At 65.8% G+C, this 14,931-nt stretch carries 12 protein-coding genes, 1 pseudogene and 1 riboswitch; of the genes and pseudogenes, 6 read left to right on the top strand and 7 right to left on the bottom strand.

The features are described from left to right. Positions 1-37: 37 nt before the first annotated feature. The 4 genes from rfaE1 (at position 38) to V5F84_RS13470 (ending at position 4,456) form a co-directional block, all read left to right on the top strand. Positions 38-1,477 carry a D-glycero-beta-D-manno-heptose-7-phosphate kinase gene (rfaE1, locus tag V5F84_RS13485; protein ID WP_394043379.1) on the top strand — a complete coding sequence of 480 codons (1,440 nt, stop codon included), beginning with the start codon at positions 38-40 and terminating at the stop codon, positions 1,475-1,477. Between the two features lie 39 nt (positions 1,478-1,516). Then, a riboswitch (cobalamin riboswitch) is annotated at positions 1,517-1,707 on the top strand. Positions 1,708-1,827: 120 nt separating this feature from the next. Continuing rightward, positions 1,828-2,370, top strand: coding sequence for a bifunctional adenosylcobinamide kinase/adenosylcobinamide-phosphate guanylyltransferase (cobU, locus tag V5F84_RS13480; RefSeq protein WP_394043380.1), 543 nt, complete (start codon positions 1,828-1,830; stop codon positions 2,368-2,370). Further along, a complete protein-coding gene (gene cobO / locus V5F84_RS13475; protein ID WP_394043381.1) occupies positions 2,367-2,996 on the top strand; it encodes a cob(I)yrinic acid a,c-diamide adenosyltransferase in 630 nt (209 codons plus the stop codon). The genes cobU and cobO overlap by 4 nt, the downstream gene beginning before the upstream one ends. Continuing rightward, positions 2,996-4,456 carry a cobyric acid synthase gene (locus V5F84_RS13470; RefSeq protein ID WP_394043382.1) on the top strand — a complete coding sequence of 487 codons (1,461 nt, stop codon included), beginning with the start codon at positions 2,996-2,998 and terminating at the stop codon, positions 4,454-4,456. Before cobO ends, V5F84_RS13470 begins: the two co-directional genes overlap by 1 nt. Here the strand turns inward: V5F84_RS13470 and cbiB are convergent. From cbiB to cysQ, 4 genes are all read right to left on the bottom strand, one after another. Continuing rightward, positions 4,440-5,411 carry an adenosylcobinamide-phosphate synthase CbiB gene (gene cbiB, locus V5F84_RS13465; RefSeq protein ID WP_394043383.1) on the bottom strand — a complete coding sequence of 324 codons (972 nt, stop codon included), beginning with the start codon at positions 5,409-5,411 and terminating at the stop codon, positions 4,440-4,442. The two genes, V5F84_RS13470 and cbiB, sit on opposite strands and share 17 nt — an antisense overlap. A gap of 314 nt (positions 5,412-5,725) precedes the next feature. Next, the gene (gene cysN, locus V5F84_RS13460) at positions 5,726-7,636 is read right to left on the bottom strand and encodes a sulfate adenylyltransferase subunit CysN (RefSeq protein WP_394043384.1); all 1,911 of its coding nucleotides are present in this window, start codon (positions 7,634-7,636) and stop codon (positions 5,726-5,728) included. Continuing rightward, on the bottom strand, positions 7,636-8,553 hold the full coding sequence (gene cysD / locus V5F84_RS13455; RefSeq protein WP_394043385.1) for a sulfate adenylyltransferase subunit CysD: 918 nt from the start codon (positions 8,551-8,553) through the stop codon (positions 7,636-7,638). The genes cysN and cysD overlap by 1 nt, the downstream gene beginning before the upstream one ends. A gap of 39 nt (positions 8,554-8,592) precedes the next feature. Then, positions 8,593-9,429 carry a 3'(2'),5'-bisphosphate nucleotidase CysQ gene (gene cysQ / locus V5F84_RS13450; protein WP_394043386.1) on the bottom strand — a complete coding sequence of 279 codons (837 nt, stop codon included), beginning with the start codon at positions 9,427-9,429 and terminating at the stop codon, positions 8,593-8,595. Positions 9,430-9,647: 218 nt separating this feature from the next. Between cysQ and kdsA the strand changes: the two genes are divergently transcribed. Further along, entirely contained in the window at positions 9,648-10,508 is an 861-nt protein-coding gene (gene kdsA / locus V5F84_RS13445) for a 3-deoxy-8-phosphooctulonate synthase (protein ID WP_394043387.1), read from the top strand. 194 nt (positions 10,509-10,702) lie between these two features. After that, positions 10,703-12,049 (top strand): UDP-glucose dehydrogenase family protein, encoded by a 1,347-nt coding sequence (locus V5F84_RS13440; protein ID WP_394043388.1) that lies wholly within the window; start codon positions 10,703-10,705, stop codon positions 12,047-12,049. 231 nt (positions 12,050-12,280) lie between these two features. Here V5F84_RS13440 and V5F84_RS13435 read toward each other — a convergent pair. From V5F84_RS13435 to V5F84_RS13425, 3 genes and pseudogenes are all read right to left on the bottom strand, one after another. Further along, positions 12,281-12,824: pseudogene (locus V5F84_RS13435) on the bottom strand (recombinase family protein). A gap of 87 nt (positions 12,825-12,911) precedes the next feature. After that, positions 12,912-13,910, bottom strand: coding sequence for an FkbM family methyltransferase (locus tag V5F84_RS13430; RefSeq protein ID WP_394043389.1), 999 nt, complete (start codon positions 13,908-13,910; stop codon positions 12,912-12,914). A gap of 377 nt (positions 13,911-14,287) precedes the next feature. After that, positions 14,288-14,890 (bottom strand): HupE/UreJ family protein, encoded by a 603-nt coding sequence (locus tag V5F84_RS13425; RefSeq protein ID WP_394043390.1) that lies wholly within the window; start codon positions 14,888-14,890, stop codon positions 14,288-14,290. Positions 14,891-14,931 lie beyond the last annotated feature (41 nt).

Genomic DNA, 14,931 nt, shown 5'->3' with positions numbered 1-14,931 from the left:
GACCCAACGGCTGATCTTGTCCCAGGATACCGGCACCATGCTCCCTGATACCAAGCCCGGTCCGCTCGCCGTCATCGGCGATGTCATGGTGGATCGCTACATCCTCGGCTCGGTTTCGCGCATCTCGCCCGAGGCGCCGGTGCCCGTCCTCCTGCATGGCGCGGAACGCATCGTGCCGGGCGGGGCGGCGAATGTCGCCGCCAATGCCGCCGCCATGGGCGCGCCGATCCGCCTTGTCGGGCTCGTCGGGGCCGATGGGGAGGCCGACCAGCTGCGCGCCGCGCTCGGCCCCTATGCGCTGATTGATCTCTCCGGCCTGGTCGTCGATGCCACCCGCCCCACCGTCACCAAGACGCGGGTGATGAGCGGGCGCCAGCAGATCGTCCGCATCGATGCCGAGATGTCTTCCCCGCCGTCCGCCGCCGTGGAGGACGCCTTGATCGCCGCCGCAAGCCGCGCCATGGCCGGCTGCCGGGTGGTGGTGCTCTCCGATTATGCCAAGGGCGTGCTCGGCGACCGTGTCGTCGCCGCCGTGCTGGCCGAGGCGCGGACGCTCGGTGTGCCGGTGATCGTCGATCCCAAGCGCCGCACCTTCGAGGCCTATCGCGGCGCGACTTTGGTGACGCCCAACCGGCGCGAATTGAGCGAGGCCACCGGCCTGCCGGACGAGACCGATTCCGACGCCGAGCATGCGGCACAGGCGGCGAGCGCCCAGTTCGGCGGTGATGTGCTGGTGACGCGGGCGGAAAAGGGCATGACGCTCTGGCGCCGCAACGGCACCGTGCTCCATGTGCCGGCCGAGGCGCGCGAGGTGTTCGATGTGTCCGGCGCCGGCGATACGGCGCTGGCCGCGCTCGCCTTGTCGCTGGCCTGCGGCCTCGCCCTGGAAGCGAGCGTTCCGGTCGCCAATGCCGCCGCCGCCATCGCGGTCGCCAAGCTGGGCACGGCGGTGGTGACGCGCGCGGAACTCACCGCCGCCCTGCATCGCTCGGTGCCGCAGCTGGAGCCGGCGGGCGCCCTGGTGGCGCGGGACAAGGCGCGCGCCATCATCGACCGCTGGCGGGCGAGCGGGGCGCGCATCGTCTTCACCAACGGCTGTTTCGATCTGCTGCATCCCGGCCATGTGGGCATGCTGGAAGCGGCGGCAGCCCAGGGCGACCGGCTGGTGGTGGGGCTCAACACCGACGCCTCGGTGCGCCGCCTGAAGGGGCCGACCCGTCCGCTCCAGGATGAGGCGGCGCGCGCGCGGGTGATCGGCGCCATGCGCTGCGTGGATCTGGTGGTCCTGTTCGAGGAGGACACGCCGCTGGAAATCATCACGGCCCTGCTGCCGGACGTGCTGGTGAAGGGGGCGGACTACAAGCCCGAGGATGTGGTCGGCGCCGATATCGTCATCGCCAATGGCGGAAAGCTGGTGCTCGCCGATCTCACGCCCGGCCAATCCACCTCGACGCTGGTTGCGAAAGCCAGAAGCTGAGATCGAGGGGCGGGCGGTTGCGACGCCGGGCGGTGGCCTTATAGTCGGCGCGTCGTCGGTTCCTTCGGGATCAAAAGGGAACGCGGTGCGGGAGGTTTTCTCCTTATGCCGCGGCTGCCCCCGCAACTGTCGGCGGAGAGCAAACCCGCGAACCACTGAGGCCAGCCTCGGGAAGGGCGGGGGCGCACGGATCCGCGAGCCAGGAGACCTGCCGAAGACGCCAAGCCCGTTCATCGGGCGCCACGTGCCGGCTCTCGGTGGGAGGGCCAGGGAGAGGGTTTGATGTTCGGTCGGCCCACGGCGGCCAGGGCGCCGCGTTTCCGTTGCTCTGAGCGCTTCGAGGTTTCGGCTTGAGCGCGATCATCGCCGATGCGCGGGGGCGGATCGTGCTGGTGCTCGGCGGCGCGCGTTCGGGCAAGAGCCGCTATGCCGAGCAGCGGGTGGAAGCGGCCGCGCCGCCCTTCGCTTATGTGGCGACGGCCCAGGCCTTCGACGCCGAAATGAGCGAGCGCATCCGCCTGCACCAGGCGCGGCGCGATGCGCGCTGGATCTCCCACGACGCGCCGTTCGATGCCGCCGATCTCGTCCGGGTCCTGCCGCCCGACACGCCGCTGCTGCTGGATTGCCTCACCTTGTGGCTCACCAACCATATGCTGGCCGAACACGATCTCGCAGCGGAGGAAGATCGCCTCGTCGCGGCGATCACCGCCCGCGCCGGGCTCAGCGTGATGGTGGCCAACGAAGTGGGGCTCGGCATCGTGCCGGACAATGCCCTCGCCCGCCGGTTTCGCGACGCCGCCGGCCGGCTCAACCAGCGCATGGCCGCCCTGGCCCATGAAGTGATCTTCATGGTGGCCGGGCTGCCGATGATCGTGAAGGACACGCCTCGATGAGCGATGAAACCGAAACCGGCCCCGACGCGGCCGAGGCCGCCCGCCATCGGGAAAAAATGGCCAAGCGCAAGGCGGTGCAGGACGCCGAGGTGGCCGGGAAGACCGTGGAGAAGGGCTTGCTGATCGTCCACACCGGGCCGGGCAAGGGCAAGAGCACGGCGGCCTTCGGGCTGGCGCTGCGCATGCTCGGCTATGGCCGCAAAGTGGGCGTCGTGCAATTCATCAAGGGCGCCTGGCACACCGGCGAGAAGGACGCCTTCGCCGCCTTCGGCGATCGCGTGCGCTGGCACACAATGGGCGAGGGCTTCACCTGGGAGACGCAGGACCTCGCCCGCGACACCGCCGCCGCCGCCCGCGCGTTCGACAAGGCCCGCGAACTGCTCGCCGACGAAACCCTCTCCCTGATCGTGCTGGACGAACTGAACATCGCCCTGCGCTACGGCTATCTCGACCTTGCCGACGTGGTGGCGACGCTGAAAGCCCGCCGGGGCGACCTGCATGTCGTCGTCACCGGCCGCAACGCCAAGCCGGAGCTTCTGGAAGCCGCCGACCTCGTGACCGAGATGGGCTTGGTGAAGCATCATTTCTCCGCCGGCGTGAAGGCGCAGGCCGGCATCGAATTCTGATGGCCGCCCGAGCGCTGATGTTCCAGGGCACCGGCTCGGACGTGGGCAAGAGCCTGCTGGTGGCCGGCCTTGCCCGCGCCTTCGCCAATCGCGGCCTGAGCGTGCGACCGTTCAAGCCGCAGAACATGTCGAACAATGCCGCCGTGACCGCCGACGGCGGCGAGATCGGCCGCGCGCAGGCGCTTCAGGCCCGGGCCGCGCGGGTGGCCTTGAGCGTGAACATGAACCCGGTGCTGCTGAAGCCGCAGAGCGAAGTCGGCGCGCAGGTTGTGGTGCAGGGCAGGGTCCTCACCACCGCCAAGGCCAGCGCCTACCAGGGCCTGAAGCAGAGTCTCATGCCCGCCGTGCTGGAGAGCTTCGCGCGGCTGAAGGGCGAGGCCGACCTCGTGCTGGTGGAAGGGGCGGGCAGCGCCTCCGAAGTCAATCTTCGGCGCAACGACATCGCCAACATGGGCTTCGCCCGTGCCGCCGACGTGCCGGTGGTGCTGATCGGCGACATCGACCGGGGCGGCGTCATCGCGAGCCTCGTCGGCACCAAGACGGTGCTGGCCGCCGAGGATGCCGCGCTGATCGCCGGCTTCGTGGTGAACAAGTTCCGGGGCGATCCCGCCTTGTTCGCCGACGGCATGGCGTTGGTGGCGCAGCATACCGGCTGGGCCGCGCTCGGCCTCATCCCGCATTTCCCCGCCGCCGCGCGCCTGCCGGCGGAAGATGCGCTGGCGCTCCAGGGGCCGCCGCCGGCAAAGCCCAACGCCAAGGTGCGGATCGCGGTGCCGATCCTGCCCCATGTCTCCAATTTCGACGATCTCGACCCCCTGGATGCGGAGCCGGCGGTGGAGGTGGTGCGCCTGCGGCCGGGCGACAGCCTGCCGGTGGACACCGACCTCGTGCTGCTGATCGGCTCGAAGGCGACGATCTCCGATCTCGCGGCGCTGAAATCCAGCGGGCTGCATCACGACATCATCGCCCATGCCCGGCGCGGCGGGCGGGTTCTGGGCCTGTGTGGCGGCTACCAGATGCTCGGGCGGTGGGTGGCCGATCCCGACGGCATCGAGGGTCCGCCGGGCCGCGCCGCGGGGCTCGGGCTGCTGAATGTGGAAACGGTGCTCGCGGGCGAGAAGCGTCTGGTCGCCGTGGCCGGGCAGTCCTGCCTTCAGGCGCCCTTCGCCGGCTATGAGATGCACATGGGCGAGACCACGGGCGCGGACACCGCCCGGCCTTTCTCGCGCCTCTCGACCGGCGACGCGGACGGCGCCACCTCCGCAGACGGGCGTATCATGGGCAGCTATGTGCATGGCCTGTTTGCGCACGATGCCCAGCGCGCTGCCTGGCTCGCCGCGCTGGGCGCCGGCGCGCCGCAAATCTCATACGAGGCGCAGGTGGACGAGACCCTGGATGCGCTCGCCGCGCATCTGGAAGCCCACCTGGACCTCGACCTTCTGCTCAGCCTCGCGCGATGACCACCAGCACGGCGCAGAACAAGGCGAGGCCCATGAGGAGGCGGCTCGCGATCCGGTAGAGATGGAGGGCGGAGCGGATGTCGGCGGCATCGATCTCGCGCCGGCCGTCGCCCATGAAGGGCAGGTCGGCGGGCACGCCGGCATAGGTGCGCGGGCCCGCAATGGCGATGCCGAGGGCGCCGGCCATGGCCGCTTCCGGCCATCCGGCATTGGGCGAGCGGTGCTTGCCGGCATCGCGCCGCACCGCGCGCCAGGCCCCCGCCGGCGATGCGCCTTGCATGAAGACGGCGGCGGCGATGATCAGCAGGCCGGAGAGGCGCGAGGCGGGGAGATTCACCAGATCGTCGAGCCGCGCCGAGGCCCAGCCGAACGCCTCGTGGCGCGGCGTGCGATGGCCGATCATGCTGTCCGCGGTATTGATGGCCTTGTAGGCCGCGATGCCGGGCAGGCCGGCCATGGCCATCCAGAAGGCAGGGGCCACGACGCCGTCGGAGAAATTCTCCGCCAGGCTTTCGATGGCCGCCCGGGTGACGCCCGCCTCATCGAGCTGGGCCGGATCGCGCCCCACGATGCGCGAGACCGTGGCGCGCCCCGCTTCGAGCCCGTGGACCTCCAGCGCCTCGGCGACCGCCGCCACATGCTCGTGCAGCGAACGGCGGGCCAGCAGGGACGAGCCGACGAGCGCGGTGAGGATCACCCCACCCGGAAACAGGTCGAGCACATCCGCGAGGAGGGCCGCCGGAATGGCGGCGCTCGCGATCAGCACCAGCAGCGCCAGCACGCCCCGCATGCGCCGGCGGGCAAAGCTCAGCTCCGCCCGGTTCCAGGCCAGGTCGAGGGCGGAAATCAACCGGCCGATCCAGATGACGGGGTGGCCGATCAGGTTCAGCAGGCGGACCGGATAGCCGAACCACGCCTCGATGGCGAGCGCCAGGAAAGTCAGCAGGAAGGTCAAGGCGATCGGGCCCGTTGGTAGCGGGCCGCATGCACGCCGCCCAGGTCAGGTTTAGACCAAGGCCGACGGGCGAGGGAACCCCCTCGTCGGCGAACGGCCGGCGAAGGGATGCAAGTCGGCGATATCCGCCGAATACCGCGGAACACAGCAGAAATCGCGGATTCGGCCGATATCCGGCATCGATCTGCCCGAAATCACGGCTTCATCGGCCGTAGAGGCGCGGAAAAGCGCCAGGAAACCCCGTTCGTCGGCAGGATTTTCCGCGCCGCGTGCGTCACCGGGAGCGCTGAAGCGTCTCGATGGTATGATGGGGCCTAGATGGTCCAGTCCCCCGCATCCTCATCCCGGTGCAGGTAGTTGCGTTCGGAGAGATAGTTGAACACCTGCTCCGCCAATTCCTCCGCCGATTTCTCGCCGCCCGCGAGGCGCAGTTCCGGAGAGTCCGGTGTCTCATAGGGGCTGTCGATGCCGGTAAAATTGGCGAGAAGGCCCTGGCGCGCTTTTTTATACAATCCCTTCGGATCGCGCTGCTCGGCGATGTCCAGCGGCGTATCGACAAACACTTCGATAAACTCGCCCTCGCTCAAAAGCTCCCGGGCCATTTGCCGGTCCGCCTTGAATGGCGAGATGAAGGAGACCAGCACCACGAGTCCCGCATCCACAAATAGACGCGCCACCTCCGCCACCCGCCGGATGTTTTCCACCCGGTCGGCATCTGTAAAACCAAGGTCCTTGTTCAGACCGTGGCGGACATTGTCTCCATCGAGCATGTAAGTGTGGCGCCCGGCGGCATAGAGCTTCTTTTCCACCAGGGAGGCGATGGTGGATTTACCGGATCCCGACAAACCGGTGAACCACAATACGGCCGGTCTCTGATGCTTCAGGGTCGCTCTTGCTTCCTTGGAGACGTCGAGCGCCTGCCAATGCACATTGGTGGCCCGCCGCAGCGCGAACTGGACCATGCCGGCGCCGACCGTCTGGTTGCTCAGCCGGTCGATGACGATAAAGGCACCGGTTTCCGGCACATCCGCGAAGGCATCGAAAGAAAGGGCGTCGCGGCTCGCAACATTCACCACGCCGACTTCGTTCAGCGTGAGCGTCTTTGCCGCCAGCTTCTGGAACGTATTGACGTCCACCTTATGCTTTATTTCCGTGAAGGTGGCGCCGACGGTCCGGGTGCCCATCTTGATCAGATAGGGCCGGCCGGGCAGCAGCGGTTCATCATGCATCCAGATGATCTGCGCCGCGAACTGGTCCGCCCGCTCCGGCCGATGGACCGCATCGGCGAGGATGTCCCCGCGCGAGACGTCCACCTCGTCGGTCAGAGTCACCGTAACCGCTTGTCCCGCAACAGCTTCTGCCAGATCGCCGTCGCGGGTGACGATCGATTTGACGTGGGTGGTGCGGCCGGAACCGGCGACCACGACGCTGTCGCCCGGCCGCACGGACCCGCTGACGATGGTGCCGGAAAACCCGCGAAAATCCAGGTTGGGCCGGTTAACCCATTGTACCGGAAGGCGGAATGGGCGCGAGACCGCCTTCTCGGCGACGTCCACGTTTTCCAGGTATTCGACCAATGCGGGGCCGCGATACCAGGGCGTGTTGGCGCTGCGGGCCATGATATTGTCGCCATAGCGCGCCGAAAGCGGCACCGCCTGGAAGGTCTCGAAGCCGAGGGGCTCGATCAGCTTGGTATATTCGGAGACGATTTCCTCGAACCGGCTCTGCGAAAACTGGACGAGGTCGATCTTGTTCACCGCCAGAACCACATGGCGGATGCCGAGCAGCGAGACGATGAAGGAATGGCGCCGGGTCTGGGTCAGCAATCCTTGCCGCGCATCAACGAGGATGACGGCGAGATCCGAATTGGAGGCCCCGGTCGCCATATTGCGGGTATATTGCTCATGCCCCGGCGTATCGGCGACGATGAACTTGCGCCGCTCGGTATTGAAGAAGCGATAGGCCACATCGATGGTGATGCCCTGTTCGCGTTCCGCGGCGAGGCCGTCCACAAGCAATGCGAAGTCGAGTTCGTCACCGGCGGTGCCGTGCTTGCGTGAATCCTGCGCCAGGGTCGCGATCTGATCGTCGAACAGCAGCTTGGTGTCGTAGAGCAGGCGGCCGATGAGCGTGGATTTTCCATCATCCACGCTGCCGCAGGTGAGGAAGCGCAGCAGGCTCTTGCCTTCGGTTGCGAACAGTTCCGTGAGCGGAGCGACGTTCATCAGAAATAGCCCTCGCGCTTCTTCTTTTCCATCGAAGCGGCATCGTCATGATCGATCAGCCGGCCGGACCGCTCGGAGGTGCGCGCCACCAGCATTTCCTGCACGATGTCTTCCAGCGTGGTCGCCGTGCTGTCGATGGCGGCCGTCAGCGGATAGCAGCCGAGCGTGCGGAAGCGGATCATGCGGTGTTCCGGCGTTTCGCCCGGCAAAAGCGGCATGCGCGCATCGTCCACCATGATCATCTGACCGTCGCGCCAGACAATCGGGCGCTTGGCGGCAAAATAGAGCGGCACGATGGGAATGCGTTCGGCCAATATATATTGCCAGATATCCAGCTCGGTCCAATTGGAGAGCGGGAAGACACGAATGGATTCTCCCGGCTTTACCCGGGCGTTGTAGAGGTTCCATAGTTCGGGCCGCTGGTTCTTTGGGTCCCAGCCGTGATTGGCGGTGCGGAACGAGAACACGCGCTCCTTCGCGCGGCTCTTTTCCTCGTCGCGCCGCGCGCCGCCGAAGGCCGCGTCGAAGCCATGCTGCGTCAGCGCCTCCTTGAGCGCATCGGTCTTCATGACGTTGGTATAGAGCGAGGATCCGTGATCGAACGGGTTGATCCCCTGCGCCAAGCCCTCCTGGTTGGTATGGACCAAAAGGTCGAACCCCAGCGTCTTCGCCATCTCGTCCCGGAAGGCGATCATCTCGCGGAACTTCCAGGTGGTATCCACATGCAGGAGCGGGAAGGGGGGCTTCGAGGGGTAGAAGGCCTTCATCGCAAGATGAAGCATCACCGCCGAATCCTTGCCGATCGAATAGAGCATCACCGGATTGCGGGATTCAGCCGCGACCTCGCGCAGGATGAAGATCGATTCCGATTCAAGACGCTGAAGATGCGTCAGTCGATTGGGCGACACGTTCGGCATTCCTTGTTGTCTCGGCCGCCGTCCGGCCTGGAGGGCGGCTTAGCCGCCGGCACGGGCGGATGAAGGCCGCACCAGATTGCGATCGCCATAAGCGACGAAATGGGGATTGGCGAAGGGCGCTTCCCCCGCCTGCAAGCACCGCCCGTAGGTGAGCGGGCGGCCGTCCATGGTGGTCACCACGCCCCCCGCCGCGCGCAGAACGGCGTCGCCGGCGGCGGTATCCCATTCCATCGTGCGGCCGAGGCGGGGATAGAGATCCGCCGCGCCCTCCGCCAGGAGGCAGAATTTCAGCGAGGAGCCGGCGGCGACGAACGAATCCACCTGGAATTGGCCGAGCCAGTCGCTGGTTTCAACCGTGCCGTGGGAGCGGCTGCCGATGGCGGAGAGCCGGGCAGGGGCGTTGCGCACCTTGATGGGCGCGAGCGAGGCCAAGCGGTCGTCACGCACCTCGCCCTTCCAGGCGCCGGAGCCGACCGCCCCGGCATAAAGCACGCCCAGGGCGGGTGCATAGACCACCCCCGCGCTCGGCGCGCCCTGCTCGATGAGGGCGATATTGACCGTGAATTCGCCGTTGCGGGAAACGAATTCCCTTGTCCCGTCGAGGGGATCCACGAGAAAGAAACGCGTCCCCGCATCCGGGATGCGACCGGCGGCCGCCTCCTCCTCGGCGACCACGGGAATATCGGGATAGAGGCGCGCCAGTCCCTCCAGGATCAAAGCCTCGGCATCGCGGTCCGCCTGCGTCACCTGCGAGGCGTCGGCCTTCTCGCTGACGCTGAAATCTGTGGCATAGATGTCGAGAATGACACGGCCGGCGCGCAGGGCCAGCGAGACAAGCCCCGAGACCAGTTCGGGAACGGGAGAAACCTGAGCCATGGGCGCGCGCTGAAACCAATCCTGTCGGCTGCAAACTAATCGTCCCTTCCCACGTTTGCAATGTGGATGCGGGAAATTAAACATATCACATATTTTCGACGTTTATTGTGAAATGCAAACCGCGGCCTCCGCACGCCCGGGGTCTCGTTCTGCGCCGCAGACCGTGCCATAACGCGGCCGCTGGATCGGGCGGGCCAAACAAGTGCAGGAGAACGTGCGTGAGCCATGACATCGTCCCGAACGCGGTCGTTGAGGTCGGCGGTCTCAAGATTTCGAATCGGGCACCGCTCACGCTGATCGCGGGGCCCTGCCAGATCGAAAGCCGCGATCATGTGCTGGACGTGGCGAAGGAGCTTTCGGCGATCACCAGGCGTCTCGGCATGGGCCTGGTGTTCAAATCCTCGTTCGACAAGGCGAACCGCACCTCCATATCGGGCGCACGCGGCATCGGGCTCAAGGCGGCGCTGCCTATTTTCGCGGAGATTCGCGAAACCATCGGCGCCCCGGTTCTCACCGACGTGCACGAGATCGACCAGTGCGCTCCGCTCGCCGAGGTGGTGGATATTCTCCAGATTCCCGCCTTTCTCTGCCGCCAGACGGATCTCCTCATCGCCGCCGCGCAGACCGGCCGGGTGGTGAACGTGAAGAAGGGCCAGTTCCTGGCCCCCTGGGACATGAAGAATGTGGTGGCCAAGCTCACCCAATCCGGCAATCCCAACGTGCTGGTGACCGAGCGTGGCGTTTCGTTCGGCTACAATACGCTCGTGTCGGACATGCGCGCCTTGCCCGAGCTGGCGGCGACAGGCGCCCCGGTGGTATTCGACGCCACCCATTCGGTGCAGCAGCCCGGAGGGCAGGGCGCCTCCTCCGGCGGACAGCGCGAATTCGTCCCCGTGCTTGCGCGCGCAGCGGTCGCCGTGGGCGTGGCGGCGGTGTTCATCGAGACTCATCCCGATCCCGACCATGCCCCCTCGGACGGCCCGAACATGATCGCGCTGAGGCATATGGAACCGTTGCTGCGCGCGCTTCAGGCGTTCGATGTCCTCGCCAAGGGGCCGCTTGTGTCTGAAATCGCTTGACGGCCGGCACGCGCGACGGTCGCATGCCTGCTCGGCGGCGCGGACGTACCGAAACGTAATCGCTCACATGCCCGATTGCCTGGGCGGTGGGATGGTTTAAGGAAAAGCGCCGCGTCCTTGCTGCACCGCCGCGCGAACCGGCGCGATGTTGTAAGTGACGGGCACCATTCGGCGAAACTGGGACTTTGGCGCACATGCGCATTGCGATGATCGGAACGGGATACGTTGGGCTGGTATCCGGAGCGTGTTTCGCGGATTTCGGGCATCGGGTCACGTGCATCGACAAGGATGCCAGCAAGATCGCGATGCTGGAGAAGGGCGAAATCCCGATCTTCGAGCCCGGGCTGGACGAGCTTGTGCACCGCAATGTGGCGGCGGGCCGGCTGGATTTCGCCACCGACCTGACGGACGCGGTGAAAGAGGCCAACGCGGTTTTCATCGCCGTCGGCACGCCCTCGCGGCGCGGCGACGGGCATGCGGACCTGTCCTACGTCTACGCAGCGGCGCGCGAGATCGCGGCGGCGGCGGACGGATATACCGTGGTTGTGACCAAATCGACCGTTCCCGTGGGCACCGGCGACGAGGTGGAGCGGGTGATCCGTGAGACGCGCCCGGATGCGGACATTTCGGTCGTCTCGAATCCGGAATTCCTGCGCGAGGGCGCCGCGATCGAGGATTTCAAGCGACCCGACCGGGTCGTGGTGGGCAGCGAGGAGCCGCGCGCCCGCGAGGTGATGGCGCAGGTGTACCGGCCGTTGTCGTTGAACAATCTGCCGCTCCTGTTCACCAGCCGGCGCACGTCGGAGCTGATCAAATATGCCGGGAACGCGTTCCTGGCGATGAAGATCACCTTCATCAACGAGATCGCCGACCTGTGCGAGGAGGTGGGGGCGAACGTTCAGGAAGTCGCCCGCGGGATCGGCCTCGACAACCGCATCGGCGGCAAGTTCCTGCATGCGGGGCCGGGCTATGGCGGCTCGTGCTTTCCGAAGGATACGCTGGCGCTGACGCGCACGGCGCAGCAGGCGGGCACGCCGCTGCGGATCATCGAGACGGTGGTCGCGGTGAACGACGTGCGCAAGCTGGCGGTGGGCAAGAAGGTGATCCGCGCCCTCGGGGCCGACCCGCGCGGCAAGACGGTGGCGGTGCTCGGGCTGACGTTCAAGCCGAACACGGACGATATGCGCGAAAGCCCGGCGATCGCCATCGTGAACACGCTTCTGGATCGTGGCGTGAAGGTGCGCGCCTATGATCCGGAGGGGATGGAGGAAGCCAGGAAGGTGCTGCCCTCCACCGTGGAATACGGCACGGGTCCCTATGACATCGCGCAGGGTGCGGACGCGATCGTGATCGTCACGGAATGGGACGCGTTCCGGGCCTTGGACTTCGTGAAGCTCAAGGCGATCATGACGCAGCCGGTGCTGGTGGATCTGCGCAATATCTACCGGGCCGACGAGATGGCAGCGCTCGGCTTCAGCTATGACAGCGTCGGAAGGCCGGGCAGGCAGGTCGGCGCAGGCGTCAGCAACGCCGCAGAGTGAGGCGCGTCCCGGGGCTGTGGCGCGCCTAAGGCGCTCCGCGGCCCGCGCACATTGCCGCGCGGAGATTGGCGCCGCGCATCGCCATGAAAGTCAGAAATCCGGGTATGGGGCAGGGCTCTTGGACTGAGCCCGTGAGGCGGAGGCGCGGCTTCCGAGGGATGGCCCGGCGGCGGCTCGGCCCCATACAAAAATCGCAGAAGAGATATTATGGAACCGAAAATGGCGCTGTCGTTATTTGGCGAGAACCCGATAGACGGACGCCACGCCGATCTTGTGCCGCTCGGCGATGGCGGAGCGCGTCATGCCTTCGGCGGCGAACTGCTTGATCTCATCAGCCTTGGCGCGGGCGGTCGGAGCGCGGCCCTTATACTTCCCCTCACCCTTCGCCTTGGCTATCCCCTCGCGCTGGCGTTCCAGCATCATTTCGCGCTCGAACTGCGCGACGGCTCCGAGCATGTTCAATTAGCTTTCCGGTCAGCGTCGCCGTGTCCAGGTTCAGCGCCAGGACGCGCAACGCGACGCCTTTCTTCTCCAGGCGGGCGACGATCTCCGACAGGTGAGCGACCGAACGGGCGAGACGGTCGAGCTTCGTGACCACCAGAACGTCGCCTTCGAGGACAAACTCGATGGCGGTTTCGAGCTGCTGGCGGGCGGCGACAGACGAGGCCTGTTCGCGGAAAAGCTTCTCGACGCCCGCAGCAACCAGGTCGCGTTCCTGCGCCTCGAAACCAGCGACCTGCTCAACGGTCGAAGTGCGCGCGTATCCGATGATCATGGCCGCTGGTGGCCATCGTAAAGCAAAAGCGGGGGCACTTCTGCGCCGCCGCTCGATTTCGCTATTTCTTCCGCCGGCCTGATCTGATCAGCCAGCACTGGCCAGAGTGGCCATGGCCTCCGAAGGTTTCGTCTCCGGCGTCGCCTTAGCGCGCCGGCGGAAGAAGAGATTTTCGCCCTTAGTCGGCAATTGTTCGAAGTCGGCGGCGAGCGCCTTGAGCACGGCACTGTGCGAACCGGGGCGGAAGCGCTCATGCGTCTCAGCTACGATTAGATCGACCTTGTGGAGCCATTCCTCGGTGCTTTCAGAGAAAAGTTCCAGTTCCGCGCCTTCGATGTCGACCTTCAGCACATCGATATGGTCGATGCCAAATTTCTGCATGAGCGTCGGTAGCTTATAGCACGGCGTCAGTCTGCTGCCTTTCCGGGCTTCGGCGGACACTTGCACGCCCCAGGCGCCAAGCGCACTCCCGTCTTCGGCTTCGGTGAACAGGTTAATTTCGCCGTCCTCGCACCAGATGGCAGCGCGAACTGCGGAAATACGTTCGCCCAAAAGTCGCACATTATCCTCAAGCATGCGGAAATTGTCGGCTTCTGGCTCGACGGCGAGGATTTTTGCGTTCGGATACTTTAGGGCGAAGAAAACGCTAGCTAAGCCGATATTGCCGCCGAGATCGACGATGGTGCGCGCCGTCTCAGGTAGGTTTTCGCTTTCATACTCGTGGCGCGTGAACACCTGGGTGAAGGTCGGGATATCGGAGGTGCACGCGCGCATGGCGACGACGTAGCCGCTGCCTGGCAGGGCAACTGAGATGCGGCTCACCAGAAAGGTCTGCCCGTCGATGGAGACATTATACAGGTCATCGACTTTTAGCGGCTTGATTGTTTCGTGGACGAGCGTGCCCGTCGACGTGACAACGAAGACATCAGGCGGGAATTTTTCCCAGTGCACAGTGATCCGGTCGTCTTGTTGGGTGAAGATCCCGCGGCTTTTGTGATGTTCGTGTTCGACGGTTCCGTCCGCTGTCGAAAGGAGAAGGCGTCCCTTCCAATGCGGATGAATGGCTTCGACGGCTAAAACATTCACGGCCTTTAATCCTCTAAAATCCTATGAACTACTTGGTAGAGTGACGAAAAAACCCCCGACTGTCAAAAGTCATGCGCTCTAGACAAGAACGTGCCTCATATGGTCATGGGGTCGAGGAGGGCGGCGGTGATCGCCGATCCCCTGGTATTTTGACGAGCGCACGGCCCCCTTCTGCATTGCGGAGTGGCTACGCAGAGGAATGCAAATCCTTGTACCCCGGCTCGGCTGATAAGGTCGATTATCGAACTATCTCCTCCTGCGTCCCGGGACATGAGGCCTGAGGAGGCCGCTGACTCGGGCGCCGCCGGCGGTTCAGCGCAGAAAAAAAAGCCGGTACCGCTCTCGGCGGCACCGGCCTTGATCTCTCGGCTCGGCGTTCAGAGCGAACCGGTCAATAGCGCCACGCCCGCGAGGGAGATGGCGGCACCGGCGCGGCGTACCCACACCTGGCCGGACGTTTCGCCGAGCCGTCCAATGCCGAAGCCAAGACCCAGGCCAGCGAGATGCAGCAGCGCGGTGCCGAGCATGAAGCCGAGGCCATAGGACAGGCCGCCGGCATTCTCCGGCATCTCAGCGCCGTGGGCGTGGCCATGGAACACGGCGAACATGCCGACAATGCCCATGGCGAAGGCCAGAGGCGCCTTCACCCCCATCGCCACGGCGGCTCCGAGAACGACCACCGACAAGGCGATGCCTGTCTCGACGTATGGCAGGTCGAAGCCGCCCATGCCCAGGGCGCCGCCGGCCGCCATCAAGGCCACGAAGCTGGCCGGAAGCAGCCAAAGGGCGCGGCCGCCCATCTGCCAGGCAAGAATCCCGACCGTGACCATGGCCAGCACGTGATCGAGGCCGGTCACCGGATGCATGAAGCCATGGACAAAGCCGTGGGTGGCCCCGACGCCGGTATGGGCGAAGGCCAAGGAAGGAGCCAGTGCCAGGGCGCCGGCAATTGCGAGGACACGAAAGGCGGGACGGGTCATAAAGCCACTCTCCTGAAGAACGGGTTCATCTTGCATCAAAC

Source organism: Roseixanthobacter liquoris, assembly GCF_043195135.2.
Taxonomy (GTDB): Bacteria; Pseudomonadota; Alphaproteobacteria; order Rhizobiales; family Xanthobacteraceae; genus NCEH01.
This window is presented reverse-complemented; position numbering and strand designations above follow the sequence as displayed.